Origin of the sequence: Bifidobacterium apicola, assembly GCF_042846865.1 — a bacterium.
Lineage (GTDB): Bacteria > Actinomycetota > Actinomycetes > Actinomycetales > Bifidobacteriaceae > Bombiscardovia > Bombiscardovia apicola.
This window is the reverse complement of the sequence record NZ_BAAFQQ010000001.1, coordinates 770052-786362: the sequence shown is the minus strand read 5'-3', so window position 1 is coordinate 786362 and position 16311 is coordinate 770052. Positions and strand designations below refer to the sequence as shown.

Here is a 16311-nt window from a genome sequence, read left to right as displayed (position 1 = left end):
GTCTAATCTTCTGCTGACCTCTTGGCCTGCCCTGCCCTCCCAAGGTCGGGCTAAGCTGGTCCGCATGAGATTCGTCGTGGGCATCTACCGATTGCTGATCGCTTTCTTCTGCTTGGGCGGCACCTACGAGGCCTGGCTGCTGGGGATCGGCAACAAGTGGGTTTATTTTACCTTCCAGACCAACATCGCCCTGGGCCTGGTCATGCTCTGGGCTGGTGCGGCCACCCTGCTCAGGGGCATCCAGCCTCCCGCCTGGCTCAAAGGCTGCCTGACGCTCTACATCGTCATCACCGGTCTGGTGGCCTTCCTGGTCCTGGGATTGAACAGCACGGACTACAAGCTGGTCCTGGGCATCCGGACCACATGGATGATTCACGTCATCAGCCCCATCCTGGCATCGGTGGACTTCCTCTTGTTCGACCCTCATCGTCGTTTCCATTGGCACAACGTGCTGACCTGGCTGATCTATTTCCCCTTCTACGTGGCCTTCGTGCTGATCCGCGCAGCCATCTGGCCTCATTCAGGTCCGGAGCCGGGGGGCAACCCCTACCCCTATGCCTTCCTGGACCTCGGGCACCTTGGCTGGGCACAATTAATGGTCAACCTGGCTGAGTACATGGTCGTCTTCTTCGCCCTGTCACTGGTCATCTTCCTGATCGATCGCATTTTGCCGACCAAGACACCGTTGACCATTGACAGGTAGACGGCTGACGGAATAATAGGAGCCAGACCAGGGGGAGCCTGGGCGGAATGGGAAAGGATCATCACTGATGGTTGCTATCAAGGACATGCTCGAGGAGGGTGCCGTGTTGCGGCCTGATGGCAGGGCGGCCGATGAGTTGCGACCGGTCGTCATCACCAGGCACTGGACGGAGGCCCCCGAGGGATCGGTGCTGATCGAATGCGGCAAGACTCGGGTCATGTGCACGGCTTCTTTCACGCCGACCCTGCCTCGTTGGCGCAAGGACTCAGGCCTGGGCTGGGTCACGGCCGAGTACGCCATGCTTCCCAGGGCCACCAGTGACCGCACTGCACGCGAGTCGGTCCGGGGAAAGGTTGGCGGCCGCACCCAGGAGATCAGCCGGCTGATAGGCCGCTGCCTGCGCGGCGTGGTGGATATGAAGGCCTTGGGCGAGAATCAGATCCAGCTGGACTGCGACGTGCTTCAGGCCGATGGCGGGACCCGTACTGCCTCAGTCACCGGCGCCTATGTGGCCATGGTCGATGCCCTCCGATGGGCTCAGGACCATCATCACATCCGCAGTGCCGACAAGGTGGCCAAGGATTGTGTCTCGGCTGTCTCTGTGGGCATCATCGATGGCAAGCCCATGCTCGACCTGCCCTATCTGGAGGACAGCCGGGCCATGACCGATATGAACGTGTCCATGACCGGCTCCGGCGACCTCATAGAGGTACAGGGAACAGCGGAGCATCGCCCACTCACCCGTCAGGAGCTGGGCCTTTTGCTGGACTTGGCATCCAAGGGGAACAAGGAGCTGCAGGCTGCTCAGCGCAAGGCTCTGGCGACTGACTGACGCCCGGGGCGGGCATTTCAACGAGGAGGATCAGTATGGGCCAGGCCAGAAGAGTGGTTGTTGCCACGCACAACGAGGGCAAACTGCATGAGCTTCGTCGCATACTTGACGGCTTCCTGGCCGATGAGGGGCAAAGGATCGAACTGGTTTCAGCCGGCCAGCTAGGTCTGCCCGATCCAGTGGAGACCGGCACCACCTTTCAGGAGAATGCCCTCCTCAAGGCGGGGCAGGCTGCCCGGCAATCAGGCCTGCCCGCACTGGCGGACGACTCGGGGCTGGTTGTTGATGTGATGGGCGCCGCTCCAGGGATCCTCTCGGCAAGATGGAGCGGCCGCCACGGCGACGACCAGGCCAACATGGATCTCTTGCTGAACCAGCTTCACGATATTCCCGACGGCCACAGGGGAGGGCGGTTTGTCTGTGCTGCCGCCCTGGTCGTCCCGGATGTGCCAGGATACGCCGTTCGTGGGCGTCAGGTGACCAGGATCGGCGAGATGTCCGGGAGCATCATCCGCAAGGCACGAGGGGAGAATGGGTTCGGCTACGATCCGATCTTCGTGCCGAAGGATCAGCCGCAGGGTACCGGCAAACAGCAACTGCTGACCTCGGCGGAAATGACTTCAGACCAGAAGAATGCCATATCGCACAGAGGCAAGGCATTGGCGGCCATTATGCCGATTCTCATCAGCTGGGTGCTGGGGGAAGGCCATATCAAAGTTTGATAGGCCCGGCGGATCAAGGACCGCGAACGGTCGCGAAACACCAGTTGTGAAACACCCCATCTGAATCCCCGATCATGCTTTCAGTTTCGGTACTCTTAAATCTTGTAAAGGGAAAAGAAGACATCATAAATGACGATGTGATACTTGAGCTCTGCAGTTGGTTGGCCTGCATTGTGGACAAATCAAGTATGCAGTTCATCTGATCTTGGTGATGTTCTTCTGGTGATTCGGGGGTAACGTATTGAAGCGATTGCAAGAACGGGGCACAAAGGGCGCACTACATGCGGACCGCTCGATCATCGCTGCTTTGATAACCCTACTGACGACGCTTGCCATGGTTGTTCCGCTAGGGCTGGGTGCTTTGTCGGCCAATCGGGCCAATGCCGCAGATGGGCAAGGCGAAACGGCAAGTACAAAGCCTGTTCTCTATAAACTTCTGGCGTATAACGACAAGATCGATTCTTATCAAGATGAGCTGCGCATGGACTTTGTCCTGCGTGTGAAGCACCGCGCCTTCGATCCGCAATGCCAAAATGGGGACGATTCCTCTGCTTATGGAACGCAATCCTGCACTTTGTCCTTCTTCTACGAGTTTGAGGGAGAGACCAACAAAACGCACTATCGGCGACTGCGTTATATGCAGACCATACCGTCGGACAGCAGTGATCCCAATAGTCCAACCACTATTGCCAACCCTAGCGCCGGTGCAGTGAAATGGGCCTATAACCAGGATGAGTATTTTACGGTCCATAAGGTGATCAACTCTGGTCTCTATGACTTTTTGGTAATCTCCATAGAAGGAGATTTGTCTTATGGGGACAAAAACGACAATCCGCAATACTATCAGACGGGGGGATATCCTCAGCCGCTCAACCTCTATGCGGTTGTTGGTCCGCAGAACACGTTGACCTGCGGCTCTTCCCAGTGGTCTTACGGTGACAATGATTGCAATGACTTTCATGCTGAATCTTTGACCGGTTTAGGCGATACGGTTTCCAATATCACTGCGGATCAGGGCAAAAACATAAAACTGTATATGGGCGATTGCTACGCCAACGATCCGGATCGCTGCAGCGGGCCTGCCTCCTTTGTCGGCTGGGACAATTATCCGCCGCTATGGAGCGGGCATCAGGCCAACTGGGGGCTGGTGACTGATTATGGGCTTTCAGTTGATCTGGGCAACAATCAAAGCCAACCCTATAGTCCAGGGGTAGCGCCGCCTAAATCCTTCTTCGTCTTTTGGTTCAATGTCCGCGGCGGGAGCAACACATGCTCCAAGACCGATTCTTACTACTACCAGTGGGTTGGCCTTAAAAACAGCCAGTGGATGCCCGTCGATTCCTTGACCCCTAAGCCTGTACTGGTAGGCAATAAACAACAAATCAGCCAGAACAACCGAATGACAACCTCCTGGGGCATTCAATACAATGTGGCAACCAACAACCCAGATAACTCTGGCGTTCAGTCATCGAATATAGCGCAGCCGGCTACAGGTCCAGCAAACGAGCTGAACGTGAACGCGGCGAATCCGACGGGCCCGCAAGCAAAAGACGGATCAATCGATTTCAAGCGCATCAAGGAGCGAGAGGGCTTCGACGGGTACTTCAAGCTGGTTACCTGGCCTGTGACCAGGAATATGAATGACACCGGGACCAGCAACAACTGTACGGTCAATCCCGAGGTATACAACCCTATGAAAGCGGGCCTTGCCGGCATAACGGACAATATGGATGATGCCCAAAAGGTCAGGAATCTGGACACGGGGTGGACCATTGACACTGCATTCTATAAGTTTGATGTGCCTCGTCCCAGTGATCCGACTATCACCAGTGTCGAAAATGGCGTCAACAGTCCTTGGGATCCCTCAGGAAGCGTCTATACCAGCAAGCTCAATCCTGTAGTGAGTGGTGAGTGCACTCCCTCCAATGACACCGCTCGTCCCAATAAGGTCACGCTTTACGGCGAGGATCCCAATAATGCTTTCAAGGAGGGGCAGGGCAAGAACGGCGAGGACTTGGTGAAAAACTCGGACTCCTGGGGATTCAAACTGGGAGAGACTGAATGCAAGCCTGATTCCACCAGCAAACAGGGAGGATCCTGGCAGATACAGGATGACAATAAACAATATCCGTCGCCCGATCCAGGCAACAAGTACAACGGGTACAGGCGTTACCACGCCTGGGTGACCGAAACCGCCTCCGGGTTCGGGTTGACTTCGTTCTTCTCGAACATAAAAACAGCCTATTTCGTCTCCAATGAGAAGGTTCCGGACGGCAAGCTCTCCGTTACAGTGCCCCATACGAAAAACGGGAATCTGCCGGCAAACTCGGTCGTCTCCTTCAAGGGGGAGGTGTCGCCGATAAATACAGCCTGGACCTCAGGAAAACTGGGAATGGCCGATTCCAGCATGGCCATCTCCATGAAGCAGAATGCAGCTTCAGACTGGACCAGCCTGGTGACTACTCCAATCGGCACCTTCCAGAGGAATTCAGCGATCAATGCCTCGTCCACATACACGGATCCTGCATCACGCTCTGTATTGAAGGTGGTAAAGACGGCAGCGTCCACCTGGTCTTGGACGCTGAACATACCTGTTGACAAATTCAATGGCTATAACGGTGACGACCAAACGGAAAAGTACACCTTCCGGGTTGTGATGACCAACCCGATGAATGTTCCCTCAGATCCTGCTTTGATCAACCGAAAGGTCGATATCACTCCTACCACCCTGTCCTTGGCGCGGTTCGATGTCGCCCAGGTAGCGGGCAAAGCCTATAAGTATGTCAACGGAAGCAAGAAGGTTCCTGAGACCAAAGGCACAGTGGTCCATATAGTCTGGCCAGACAATACCGGCACGGACGTCACTGTGGGAGATCAGGGTTCATGGCAGACGAGCCCGCCTGAAGGCATAAAGCAGGGGGTATTCACTGTTCAGGTTTCTTCTGATGATGCTGAAAGCACCGATTCCGCCAGCGGCAGCTTCCGGGGCGGAAACGAGTCAGCACTGAAGTCGTACACACTGGAATCCCGGCCAATCATCTCCTCCCTGCCTTTCGCTGGAGGATGGCCGCTTTCCGTGCTTAAGATCCTGTTGATGCTGGCGCTGGGGCTGGCCGGCTTTGTCGCCTGCCTGAGGAATAAGCAGGAGAGCCGGTACTGACCCTAACGGGATAAGGCAAAGCCTGCACTCACCTCATCAAGTTCGATGGATGAGAGCAGGTCTTGCTGGTGGATCCTGTGCGCGAGATGGGACTCGAACCCACACGTCCGAAGACACAGGAACCTAAATCCTGCGCGGCTACCATTACGCCACTCGCGCGTACGACATACCTTACCGCTCCGAAGGAACTAGTGAAAGAGCCACTTGACAGAATCGAACTGTCGACCTTCTCATTACGAGTGAGACGCTCTGCCAACTGAGCTAAAGTGGCCTTGGCCTCCTGCCCGGATCTGCCGGATGAAGACAACATGCTACATCATACTGGATGCACGAGATAAAAACGCCTTGGCTTTCGTGCGGGGTGTACAAGCTTCTTGACACAATAGAGGGCATGGATCTTGATGATTTCTATGCCGTCATTCCGGCCGGTGGTGTGGGCACCCGGCTTTGGCCATTGAGCCGCCAGGACCGGCCCAAGTTCCTCTACGACCTCCTGGGGTCAGGCAGAACGATGATCCAAGGCACCTTTGACCGGCTGGCTGGCATCTGCGGAGCCGACCATGTGGTCGTCTCCACCGGACAGCGGCATGTGGACCAGGTTCGTCAACAGCTTCCGGATCTTGCTGAGGACGCGCTCTTCGCCGAGCCGGTTCCCCGCGATTCCACGGCGGCCATAGCCCTGGCGACTGCCGTGCTGGCCCAGCGGCACGGCGGAGAGATCGTTGTGGGCTCCTTCGCTGCCGACCACGTCATTCGAGACGACCGCGCCTTTGCTTCGTCGGTGGGGCAGGCGGTGGCTGCGGCAAGAGCAGGCTACGTGACCACCATCGGCATCGCCGCCTCCCGCCCATCCACCGCCTTCGGCTATATTCACCAGGGTCCCTCCCTGGCCGATCGCATTCCCGGGGCCCCGGATGCCCGCCTGGTCAGCGAATTCGTCGAGAAGCCGGATGCCTCTACGGCCCAGGCCTACCTGTCCACAGGAGAGTACCGATGGAATGCCGGCATGTTCGTCATGCAAGCGCAGGTGCTCCTGGGCTGTCTGAGCCGTTACAAGCCGGACCTTTACGCGGAGGTCATGTCCATCGCTCGGGTCTGGGACCAGGGTGGGCAGGCCCGCAGCCGGGCCATGGGGGAGCACTGGCCGGGTATCGAGAAGATCGCCTTCGACTATGCCGTAGCCGAGCCGCTATCGGCGGCTGGCGGAGTGGCTGTGGTGCCCGGGGGGTTCGACTGGGACGACATCGGTGACTTCAATTCAGTGGCAGGTTTGCTTCCGTCATCCAATAGGCGCAACATCAAGATTCTAGGGGATGCAGACCGGGTCATGTATCTGGATTCTGCTGGAGATATGGTCGTTCCCGGTTCCCAGCGCACGGTCGCCCTCCTAGGTGTGGATGACATGATCGTCGTCGACACTCCTGACGCTCTCTTGGTGGCACCCCGGGCCCGAAGCCAGGAGGTCAAGGACATGGTGGGCAAGCTGGCCCAGTACGGCCGTGACGACATACTCTGAAAACAATCCAGCCGTCGAACAATATTGACCAATTTTGTTGTCTTCTGTCTGCTTTTGTGAGTAGTTTGGGGTACAGAACCGGGTGCTCGGCAGACCGGGCATCACGTCAGGAAAGGACCCGAACAACTATGGCCATCAATCCTCCAGTGGATGCTACCAGCACCAAGGCCTGGGCGGCCTTGCACCAGCATTTTGACGACATGCAGCGGCAGGGGATCGATCTGCGCGCATGGTTCGCCAAGGACCCGCAGCGCACCGAAAAGCTCAGCTTCGAGCTGGGCGATCTCTATATTGACTTCTCCAAGAATCTGATCCAGCCCGAAACCCTGTCCTTGTTGGCTCAGCTGGGCCGCGAAGTCGGCCTTGAAGAGCGGATCGAGGCCATGTTCAACGGCGAGCACATCAACAACACCGAGGACAGGGCAGTTCTGCACACAGCCTTGCGCCGACCCGAGGAAGATCGTGGTCGCCTGATTGTGGATGGACAGGATGTGGTGAGCGATGTCCGCGACACCCTCAAGCGCATCTACGCCTTTGCCGACCAGGTCCGCTCAGGCAGCTGGACCGGTTTGACCGGCAAGCGGATCACCACCGTGGTCAACATCGGCATCGGCGGCTCCGACCTTGGCCCGGTCATGGCCTATGAGGCCCTGAAACCCTATGCGGATGCAGGCATCAGCGCTCGCTACATCTCCAACATCGACCCTAACGACCTGGCCGAGAAGACGCGCGATTTGGATCCTGAGACCACGCTCTTCATCATCGTCTCCAAGACTTTCACCACACTGGAGACTCTGACCAATGCCCGCCAGGCCCGCGCTTGGCTCTTGAAGAGCCTAGGGGAGCGCGGATTGCTGTCCGAGGGCGGTGAGGACCGCTCGGCAGAAGCGATCCGTCGGCATTTCATCGCCGTCTCGACCGCATTGGACAAGGTGCGTGACTTCGGCATCGATCCAAACAACGTTTTCGGCTTCTGGAACTGGGTCGGCGGCCGGTACTCGGTGGATTCTGCCGTGGGCACCTCCCTGGCCATCACCATCGGCCCGGAGCGCTTCGAGGAGTTCCTCAAGGGCTTCAACACTGTCGACCGCTACTTCCGTGCCACCCCTCTGGATCGGAATGTGGTAGCCCTGATGGGTCTGCTCAACGTTTGGTACGTCAACTTCTTCGGCGCCCATTCGCACGCCGTGCTGCCCTACAACCAGTATCTGCACCGTTTCCCGGCCTATCTGCAGCAGCTGACCATGGAGTCCAACGGCAAGTCCGTGCGCTGGGACGGCACGCCGGTGACCAGCCTTACCGGCGAGATCTTCTGGGGGGAGCCCGGCACCAACGGCCAGCACGCCTTCTACCAGCTGATTCACCAGGGCACCCGTCTGATCCCCGCAGACTTCATCGCCTTTGCCAATACCCCCAACCCGGCCAAGGACGGCGACCAGGACGTGCACGAGCTCTTCCTGGCGAACTTCCTGGCCCAGACCAAGGCATTGGCTTTCGGCAAGACCGCCGATGAGGTCCGCGCCGAGGGCACGCCTGAGGCCATCGTCCCGGCCCGGGTCTTCACCGGCAACAGGCCCACCACCTCCATCTTCGGCGATGCGCTGACCCCGGCAGCTCTGGGCGAGCTGATCGCCCTTTACGAGCACATCACACTGACCGAGGGCACAGTCTGGGGCATTGATTCCTTCGACCAGTGGGGAGTTGAGCTGGGCAAGAAGCTGGCCCGCGAGATCACTCCGGCCATCTCCCGGGACGATCAGGCACTGGCCGATCAGGACCAGTCCACTAAGTCCCTGATCGCCTTCTACAGGGCCCACCGCCGCTGATGTCATTCCGGGCACATGCCGGTCCGGTTGGTGATATATTATTGCACAGTTGTTTGCCGGAAGGGTAGCTGCCGCATGGGCTCCCTTCCTTCCAGGTCCAGCCGGATGCTCCGGCGGATCGGCACCCCCGACGGCAGACCGTCGGGTTCCGTCCAGGAACGCATCCTTTGCAGATGCGGTCCATGTCATGGGTCGATGTGCGGCGGCCATGGAGGAACAGCATGAACGCGATTCAGGAATTTGACGCCAGCCACATGAAGCCTGCGGAGCAGATCCCCGACTTCCGCCCCGGCGACACCGTCGAGGTCAACGTCAACATCACTGAGGGCAACAACTCCCGTATCCAGGCTTTCACGGGCGTGGTGATCGCCCGTCAGGGCTCCGGCGTGCGCGAGACCATCCTGGTGCGCAAGGTCAGCTTCGGCGTGGGCGTCGAGCGTCGCTTCCCCCTGCACTCCCCGCAGATCGACTCCATCAAGGTGCTGCGTCACGGCCGCGTCCGCCGTGCCAAGCTCTACTATCTGCGCGGACTGCACGGCAAGGCCGCCCGCATCGTCGAGCGGCGCGACAACAAGGCTGAAGCTGCTAAGTAGGATTCGACAAAGGCGATTAAGCCCAGGCTTGGCCCCAGACACCCGGGATGCAATTCTCCCGGGTTTTTCTATGCTTGAGTGTGTACGCTATGAGACATGCGGAGCCTATTTGCGTGCGGGTTTCGGTGGATGACAAGGAGTGAATATGGCCTTTCGGGATGAGGAAACGACCCCGTCAGGACTCTGGTATCCGGATGGCAAGCAGGCCACCTCAGCCCCGGTACCGCCCCGTCACGCCCTGGACCGCACCGGTGGGCGGGGCTCCGCCAAGAGCAGCCACCCGCGACTGGGCGAGCGTGGCTTCCTGCCTGACTTCTTGTTCGAACTGCTGGTCTTGGTGGTCGTCGTTGTCATTCTGCGCGTCTTTTTGTTCGGTATCTACATCATTCCCTCCGGCTCCATGGAGAACACCCTGGGCATTGGTGACAGGATCCTGACCACGCACAGGCTGACCAGATCCATGGTGCCTCCCCGTCGAGGGGATGTAGTGGTCTTCACTGACCCTGCCGACTGGCTGGGTGATGAATCCAAGCCCAACTTCCGCGGCAATCACCTGGTCAAGCGCCTTATCGGCATGCCTGGCGACACGGTGGCCTGCAAGGGTCACGGCGCTCCGGTCACCGTCAACGGCGTAGCTCTGGACGAGAGCTCCTATCTGCGCCCAGGCGTAGAGCCCAGCTCATTCCCCTTCAAGATCAAAGTCGATCCCGGATATGTCTTTGTCATGGGCGACAACCGTTCCAACTCCGCCGATTCTCGCTTTCACAAGGAGGACGGCCACAACGGTCTGGTCCCCATGGAGAACATCAAGGGTACAGCACTGCTGACCTATTACCCTGTGGGCAGCTGGAAGCTGCTCAACAACCAGCACAAGGTCTTCGACGCCGTTCCCGAGCCTAGCCAGGGCTGAGCCGGCTGTGCGAAGGATCCTGCCGACCCTGGCCACTGAGGCCGCTCTGGCCAGCCGGGGAGCCGAGTATGTGCTGGGCTTGGACGAGGTTGGCCGCGGGGCTCTGGCGGGTCCTGCCATGGTCGGCGTGGTGGCGATTCGGTCCGCCGACTTGCCCCATTTGAATGTCCCTGCCGGTGTTGCGGATTCCAAGATGCTGACGCCTGCGCGTCGGCTGGCCATCTACCGTGACCTGGAGGACTGGGCTGCCGGCTGGGCGGTAGGATCCTGTTCCAACCACGAAATCGACCAGTGGGGCATTGTCCATGCTTTGGGCATCGCCGCCCTGCGTGCGCTGGCCGAGCTGGAGCATGGGATGAAACTTGATCCGGATTGCCCTTTGGCCGCAATCCTTGACGGCCCCCATGACTACATCACCCCAGCCGCCGACAGCTTTGACGCCCCTGACCTCCCGGTTCTGCCCAAGGTTTCAACCCAGGTCAAGGGTGATGCCCACTGCGCCAGCGTGGCTTGCGCGGCGGTCATCGCCAAGGTCACCCGTGACGACCTTATGGTCCGATTGGCTGCCTCCGACCCTGCCCTGGCTTCCTACCAGTGGGAGCATAACAAGGGCTATGGGTCGCCCGCACATCTGGAGGCCATTCGCCGTCTAGGACCCAGCCGCCTGCATCGGGTCAGTTGGCATCTGCCTGCATCCGGTCCCGGCAGCGGCTAATATCGAAACGGTCGACACGGCTATCGGGAAGAAGGTCACATGCCCGCAGGCAGCGAGGGCAGGTCACGATCCAAGCGCCCCTCCATGTTCGAGGTTGCCCGGCTGGCCGGGGTCTCCCACCAGACCGTGTCCAGGGTCATCAACAATTCCAAGGATGTTTCTCCGGCAACGCGGATCAAGGTTCAACAGGCCATCAGGAAGCTGGGCTACCGCCCCAGCAATTCCGCGCGCGCCCTGGCATCCAGCCGCAGCCGGACCATCGGACTGGTGGCTGGCGGAGTCAGCCTCTTCGGGCCTGTTTCATCGATTACGGCCATTGAGACCGTGGCCCGTTCCCATGGTCTGTTCATGTCGGTCATGATGGTGGACGAGTCGGCCTGCACCCTTGCCGGATTCCAGGAGCTCTGTGGCACCTTCCTGGAACAGAATGTGGATGCCTTCATCTTTCTGACCCCTACTGACACCATGTTCCAGGCCGCCTGTCAGGTGGAGGTGAGCCAGCCTCGTGTCATCGTCACCTCCACCCATGGCATCACCAGCGTCGAGGAAGCCCTGAGCCGCAGACGGGGTGACGGCCGTATTGCTCTGACAGGAATCGACCAGTGGGGGGCTGTGCAGCGGCTGGCCCGGCTGCTGGTCTCCCGGGGCCATCGGCGAGTGCTCTATATGGCCGGTCCTGCGCACTGGCGGGATGCAGCCACCCGACTGGCCTCCTGGAAGGTGGCCTGCGCCCGCTGCCGCATACGGACGGCTGTGGTCCACGCCAGAAGCTGGGAGGCGGGGGAGTCCTACACGCTGATGAACCACCTGATCGATCAGAGGGGCATGAACGGCACATCCCTGCCCTCGGCCGTGGTCACCGCCAACGACAACCAGGCTGTGGGCGTGGCCCGGTCGCTGCAGGAGCACGGCATCCGCATTCCCGGCGACATCAGTCTGGTGGGCTTCGACGACGTTCCCACTGTGGACAATATGTTTCCGCCCCTGGCAACGGTTCGTCCCCGCTTCGAGGAGCTGGGCGTGGCCACGATGCGGCAGGTTCTGGCCCTGCTTCATCAGGGGCAGCCTGTGGACTTCCCGGTCACCCATCATGGGGTGGGGCTGATTCAGGCGGATGTGATTCAGCGTCGGTCCTTGGGCTACGCAGTCAAGCGTGTCTGAAGGCGGTTGGTCCGCATTCCCTCGGGCTTGCCTGACGCTCTGGTCTTGGATACAATCGTAACCAGACTATGTGAGCGTTAACATATCAGGCAAAGGAGCAGACATGGTTGTTGGCGAACAAGGTGTCATCGTGAGTGAATTAAAGGAGGGCGCGACCAGTCTGGGCATCGAATTTGGCTCCACCCGCATCAAGGCTGTGCTGATCGACCATGACTACCGGACGCTGGCCACCGGGGACGTCGAGTGGGAGAACCGGCTGGAGGACGGCCTCTGGACTTACTCCATGGACCAGATCCATCAGGGTCTGCAGGCGGCCTATGCGGCCCTGGCCGAGGATGTCCGTCGTCAGTACGGGGTGACGCTGACCAAGATCGGCGCTATGGGGATCTCGGCCATGATGCACGGATACCTGGCCTTCGACAAGGATGGCCAACTGCTGGTGCCCTTCCGCACCTGGCGCAACACCAACACCCGCCAGGCACATGAGGAGCTGTCGCAGGCCTTCAAGATCAACATTCCCGAGCGTTGGTCCATCGCCCACCTCTACCAGGCCGTTCTGAACGGCGAAGAGCATGTGCCCAGTGTGGCCTACATCACCACCCTGGCTGGCTACATGCACTGGAGGCTCTCCGGACGCAAGGTCATCGGCATCGGCGATGCCTCGGGCATGTTCCCCATTGACTCCTCCCGCAAGGAGTTCGACCAGGGCCTGCTGGACATCTTCTCTAGACTGCCCCAAGTCCAGGCCCAGCCCTGGGACATCCACGACCTGCTGCCTGAACCATTGACCGCCGGCAGCGATGCGGGCGCACTGACCGCAGAAGGGGCCGCCCTGCTGGATCCCAGCGGTCATCTGCAGCCCGGCGTGCCCATGGCTCCGCCCGAGGGAGACGCGGGAACCGGCATGGTGGCGACCAATGCTGTTCGTCCCCGCACCGGCAACGTTTCTGCTGGCACATCCATCTTCGCCATGGTGGTCCTGGAGCATCCCCTGCGCGATTTCCACCCCGAGGTGGATCCGGTCACCACACCGGCTGGGGATCCAGCGGGCATGAGCCACGCCAACAACTTCACCTCGGACCTGAACGCCTGGGTGGGGCTGTTCGGACAATTCGCCAAAGCCGCCGGTCTGGACCTCAAGGGGGATGCGCTTTACGCCACCCTGTTCAACCAGGCGCTCCAGGCAGACAAGGACGCCGGCGGACTGATCAATTACTGCTTCTATTCCGGGGAGTTCCTGGCTGGTCTGGAGGAGGGCCGCCCGGTCTTCGCGCGCGGCCCCGAGGGGCGGATGACCCTGGCCAACTTCATGCGGGCCCAGCTCTTCTCGGCCTTCTCGCCGGTCACCATCGGCATGGATGTGATAACCCGCCAGGAGCATGTCCAGGTGGACACCATGGTCGGCCACGGCGGCATCTTCGCCACCCCCAAGGTGGCCCAGCGAATCCTGGCCGCCGCCTTCAACGCCCCCATCAAGGTCATGTCCACTGCTGTGGAGGGGGGTGCCTGGGGCATGGCTGTCCTGGCCGACTATCTGGGTCATGCCGATCAGACCCTGGCTGACTATCTGGATGCCAATGTCTTTGCGGGTGTCCAGTCCACGACGGAGCAGCCGGATCCGGCCGATGTGAGGGGCTTCAGGACCTTCTTCGACCGCTTCACCAAGGGCCTGCCCATCGAGCAGGCGGCCGTGAAGACCATCCCCCTGCAGAGGTGAGACCGGGAGCTGAAAACGTCAAGCGGCCGGATCAGCAGGATCGGGCCGGGAAAAGGAGTTGCAGATGGTGTCCTTGGCTGATTATTCACCCGAGGTGCGCGACGAGGTGAAACTGGTGCGCGAGCAGGTGGCCACCCTGCATGCGCAGTTGACCAGGTGGAATCTGGTGGTCTGGACGGCGGGCAACGTCTCGCAGCGGTTGCGCTCTGCCGATCTGATGGTCATCAAGCCCTCGGGGGTGCGCTATGAGCACCTGACCCCAGGATCCATGGTGGTCACCGATTTGGACGGCAACGTGGTGGACGGCGCTGAGGCCCCGTCCTCGGACACGCTATCCCACGCGTATATCTACCGGCACATGCCCGAGGTCTACGGCGTGGTCCACACCCATTCCACCTATGCCACCGCCTGGGCGGCCACCGGCAGGGACATTCCCTGCGTGCTGACCATGATGGGCGACGAGTTCGGCGGTCCCGTGCCTGTGGGGCCCTTCGAGCTGATCGGCTCGGAGGCCATCGGCAAGGGCGTGGTCGACACTCTCAAGGATCATCCGGGCTGCCCAGCTGTGCTCATGCGCAACCATGGGCCCTTCACCGTGGGAGCCGATGCCGAGGCAGCGGTCAAGGCGGCGGCCATGACCGAAGAGGTGGCCCATACGGTCTGGGCAGCCGAGCAGATCGGCACGCCCAAGCCCATCGATCCGGCTGACATAGCCAAGCTCAATGACCGGTACCAGCACGTCTACGGCCAGCACTGAGCTGGCTGGGCAATAGCACTTGACAAAGGCATAAGCAAAGGAGCAAGTATGAGCATGAACAATCCCTTCGAGGGCAAGGAGCTCTGGTTCGCCGTTGGTTCGCAGGACCTCTATGGTGAGGAGACACTGCGCCAGGTAGGCATCCAGGCCGCGGACATCGCCAAGTCCCTCAACGACTCGGGGCGGATCCCGGTCAAGCTGGTTCTCAAACCCACTTTGAAAGATTCGGATTCCATCCTGAATTTCATGATCGATGCCTCGTCGAACCCGGCCTGCATCGGCGTGGTGGCCTGGATGCACACCTTCAGCCCGGCCAAGATGTGGATCCGCGGTCTGGAGAAGCTGCGCAAGCCGCTCCTGCAGCTGAACACCCAGCATCATGTGGAGATCCCCTGGGACACCATCGACATGGACTTCATGAATCTGAACCAGTCGGCCCATGGCGACCGTGAATTCGGCTACATCCTGACCAGGCTGGGAATTCCGCGCAAGATCGTGGTCGGCCACTACACCGACCCCGAGGTTGCCGGTAAGATCGGCGTCTGGGCGCGCGCCTGCGCCGGCTGGGATGCCGCCAACAACATGAAGGTCTGCCGCTGGGGCGACAACATGCGCGACGTTGCCGTCACCGAGGGCGACAAGACCGAGGCTGAGCGGGTCTTCGGCGTCTCTGTCAACACCTGGCCGGTCAACGAGCTGGTGGACCATGTGAACGCCGTCACCGACGATCAGATCAAGGATCTGATCGAGGACTACAAGCGCAGCTATGAGGTGGCTCCCGAACTTCTGGATTCCCGGTACGACTCCCTGGTGGTGGCCGCCCGCGAGGAGCTCGGCATGCGGGCCATGATGGAAGAGGTGGGCGCCACTGCCGCCGTTGACAACTTCCAGGATCTGGGAGGCCTGCGTCAGCTGCCCGGCGTGGGGGCCCAGCGGCTGATGGCTGACGGGTACGGATTCTCGGCAGAGGGCGACTGGAAGACCTCGGTCCTTATTCGGATCGGCAACGTCATGGGCTACGGGCTCAAGGGCGGCTGCTCACTCATGGAGGACTATTCCTACAATTTCGTGCCCGGCCATGAGGAGATCATGGGCGCCCATATGCTGGAGGTCTCGCCCACGCTGCTGACCGAGGGACGGCCCCGCCTGGAGATCCACCCCCTGTCCATCGGGGACAGGGAGGACCCGGTGCGTCTGGTCTTCACGGCCACTCCCTGCACCGATGCTGTGGTCGTCTCCCTGGCGGATGTACGCGAACGCTTCCGCCTGGTCATGAACGTGGTGGATGTGGTCGAGCCCGGCGGATCCCTGGCCAAGCTGCCTGTGGCGCGCGCCCTCTGGAAGCCGCGGCCCTCGCTCAAGGTCTCGGCTGAGTGCTGGCTGCGCGCCGGCGCGGCCCACCATACCTGCATGACCACCACCGTGGGCCGTGAGGCCTGGGAGGACTTCGCCCGGATGGCCGGCGTGGAGCTCGCCGTCATCGACGAGAACACCGAACCCCGGCGTTTCGAGGACGACCTGCGTGCGGCTGAGCTCTACCATCGGCTGGACAACCGACACTGAGCGCCTGTTCCAGATAAAATTGCAAGACCCCGACCACTTAGCGTGGCGGGGCCTTTGCATATTTGGCTTGTCGGTTTGCGTTGTCTATATTTTGCCGGTACAGTGATGATTAGGCAATGGGAACAGTGGCATGTCC

Annotated in this window: 13 protein-coding genes and 2 tRNA genes; 13 read left to right on the top strand and 2 right to left on the bottom strand. The window is 60.4% G+C overall.

The genetic code is table 11. From position 1 onward, the window contains the following. Positions 1–64 precede the first annotated feature (64 nt). The 4 genes from ACGG9J_RS03325 (at position 65) to ACGG9J_RS03310 (ending at position 5417) form a co-directional block, all read left to right on the top strand. The gene (locus tag ACGG9J_RS03325; protein WP_390133598.1) at positions 65–703 is read left to right on the top strand and encodes a Pr6Pr family membrane protein; all 639 of its coding nucleotides are present in this window, start codon (positions 65–67) and stop codon (positions 701–703) included. Positions 704–770: 67 nt separating this feature from the next. Beyond that, positions 771–1535: a ribonuclease PH gene (gene rph / locus ACGG9J_RS03320; RefSeq protein WP_390133597.1), complete on the top strand. Its 765-nt coding sequence runs from the start codon at positions 771–773 to the stop codon at positions 1533–1535. Positions 1536–1570: 35 nt separating this feature from the next. Further along, positions 1571–2257, top strand: a complete 687-nt coding sequence (rdgB, locus tag ACGG9J_RS03315) for an RdgB/HAM1 family non-canonical purine NTP pyrophosphatase (RefSeq protein WP_390133595.1) — start codon at positions 1571–1573, stop codon at positions 2255–2257. A 334-nt stretch (positions 2258–2591) separates the two neighbouring features. Continuing rightward, the gene (locus ACGG9J_RS03310; protein ID WP_390133593.1) at positions 2592–5417 is read left to right on the top strand and encodes a hypothetical protein; all 2826 of its coding nucleotides are present in this window, start codon (positions 2592–2594) and stop codon (positions 5415–5417) included. 78 nt (positions 5418–5495) lie between these two features. On the opposite strand, the gene ACGG9J_RS03305 is transcribed toward ACGG9J_RS03310, so the two are convergent. After that, positions 5496–5576 (bottom strand) — tRNA-Leu (locus ACGG9J_RS03305). A 39-nt stretch (positions 5577–5615) separates the two neighbouring features. Beyond that, positions 5616–5688: transfer RNA gene (locus tag ACGG9J_RS03300), tRNA-Thr, on the bottom strand. A gap of 120 nt (positions 5689–5808) precedes the next feature. Between ACGG9J_RS03300 and ACGG9J_RS03295 the strand changes: the two genes are divergently transcribed. From ACGG9J_RS03295 to araA, 9 genes are all read left to right on the top strand, one after another. Beyond that, positions 5809–6933, top strand: coding sequence for a mannose-1-phosphate guanylyltransferase (locus ACGG9J_RS03295; protein ID WP_390133591.1), 1125 nt, complete (start codon positions 5809–5811; stop codon positions 6931–6933). Between the two features lie 128 nt (positions 6934–7061). Continuing rightward, on the top strand, positions 7062–8759 hold the full coding sequence (gene pgi, locus ACGG9J_RS03290) for a glucose-6-phosphate isomerase (protein WP_390133589.1): 1698 nt from the start codon (positions 7062–7064) through the stop codon (positions 8757–8759). A gap of 221 nt (positions 8760–8980) precedes the next feature. Then, on the top strand, positions 8981–9352 hold the full coding sequence (gene rplS, locus ACGG9J_RS03285; RefSeq protein WP_110451689.1) for a 50S ribosomal protein L19: 372 nt from the start codon (positions 8981–8983) through the stop codon (positions 9350–9352). 145 nt (positions 9353–9497) lie between these two features. Next, positions 9498–10262 carry a signal peptidase I gene (gene lepB / locus ACGG9J_RS03280; RefSeq protein WP_390133586.1) on the top strand — a complete coding sequence of 255 codons (765 nt, stop codon included), beginning with the start codon at positions 9498–9500 and terminating at the stop codon, positions 10260–10262. Positions 10263–10269: 7 nt separating this feature from the next. Continuing rightward, positions 10270–10977 carry a ribonuclease HII gene (locus ACGG9J_RS03275; protein ID WP_390133584.1) on the top strand — a complete coding sequence of 236 codons (708 nt, stop codon included), beginning with the start codon at positions 10270–10272 and terminating at the stop codon, positions 10975–10977. A gap of 39 nt (positions 10978–11016) precedes the next feature. Further along, positions 11017–12138, top strand: coding sequence for a LacI family DNA-binding transcriptional regulator (locus tag ACGG9J_RS03270; protein WP_390133582.1), 1122 nt, complete (start codon positions 11017–11019; stop codon positions 12136–12138). 103 nt (positions 12139–12241) lie between these two features. After that, on the top strand, positions 12242–13855 hold the full coding sequence (locus tag ACGG9J_RS03265; protein ID WP_390133580.1) for a xylulokinase: 1614 nt from the start codon (positions 12242–12244) through the stop codon (positions 13853–13855). 64 nt (positions 13856–13919) lie between these two features. Continuing rightward, positions 13920–14612: an L-ribulose-5-phosphate 4-epimerase gene (locus ACGG9J_RS03260; protein ID WP_045923976.1), complete on the top strand. Its 693-nt coding sequence runs from the start codon at positions 13920–13922 to the stop codon at positions 14610–14612. A 48-nt stretch (positions 14613–14660) separates the two neighbouring features. Continuing rightward, positions 14661–16175: an L-arabinose isomerase gene (gene araA, locus ACGG9J_RS03255; RefSeq protein WP_390133578.1), complete on the top strand. Its 1515-nt coding sequence runs from the start codon at positions 14661–14663 to the stop codon at positions 16173–16175. Positions 16176–16311 lie beyond the last annotated feature (136 nt).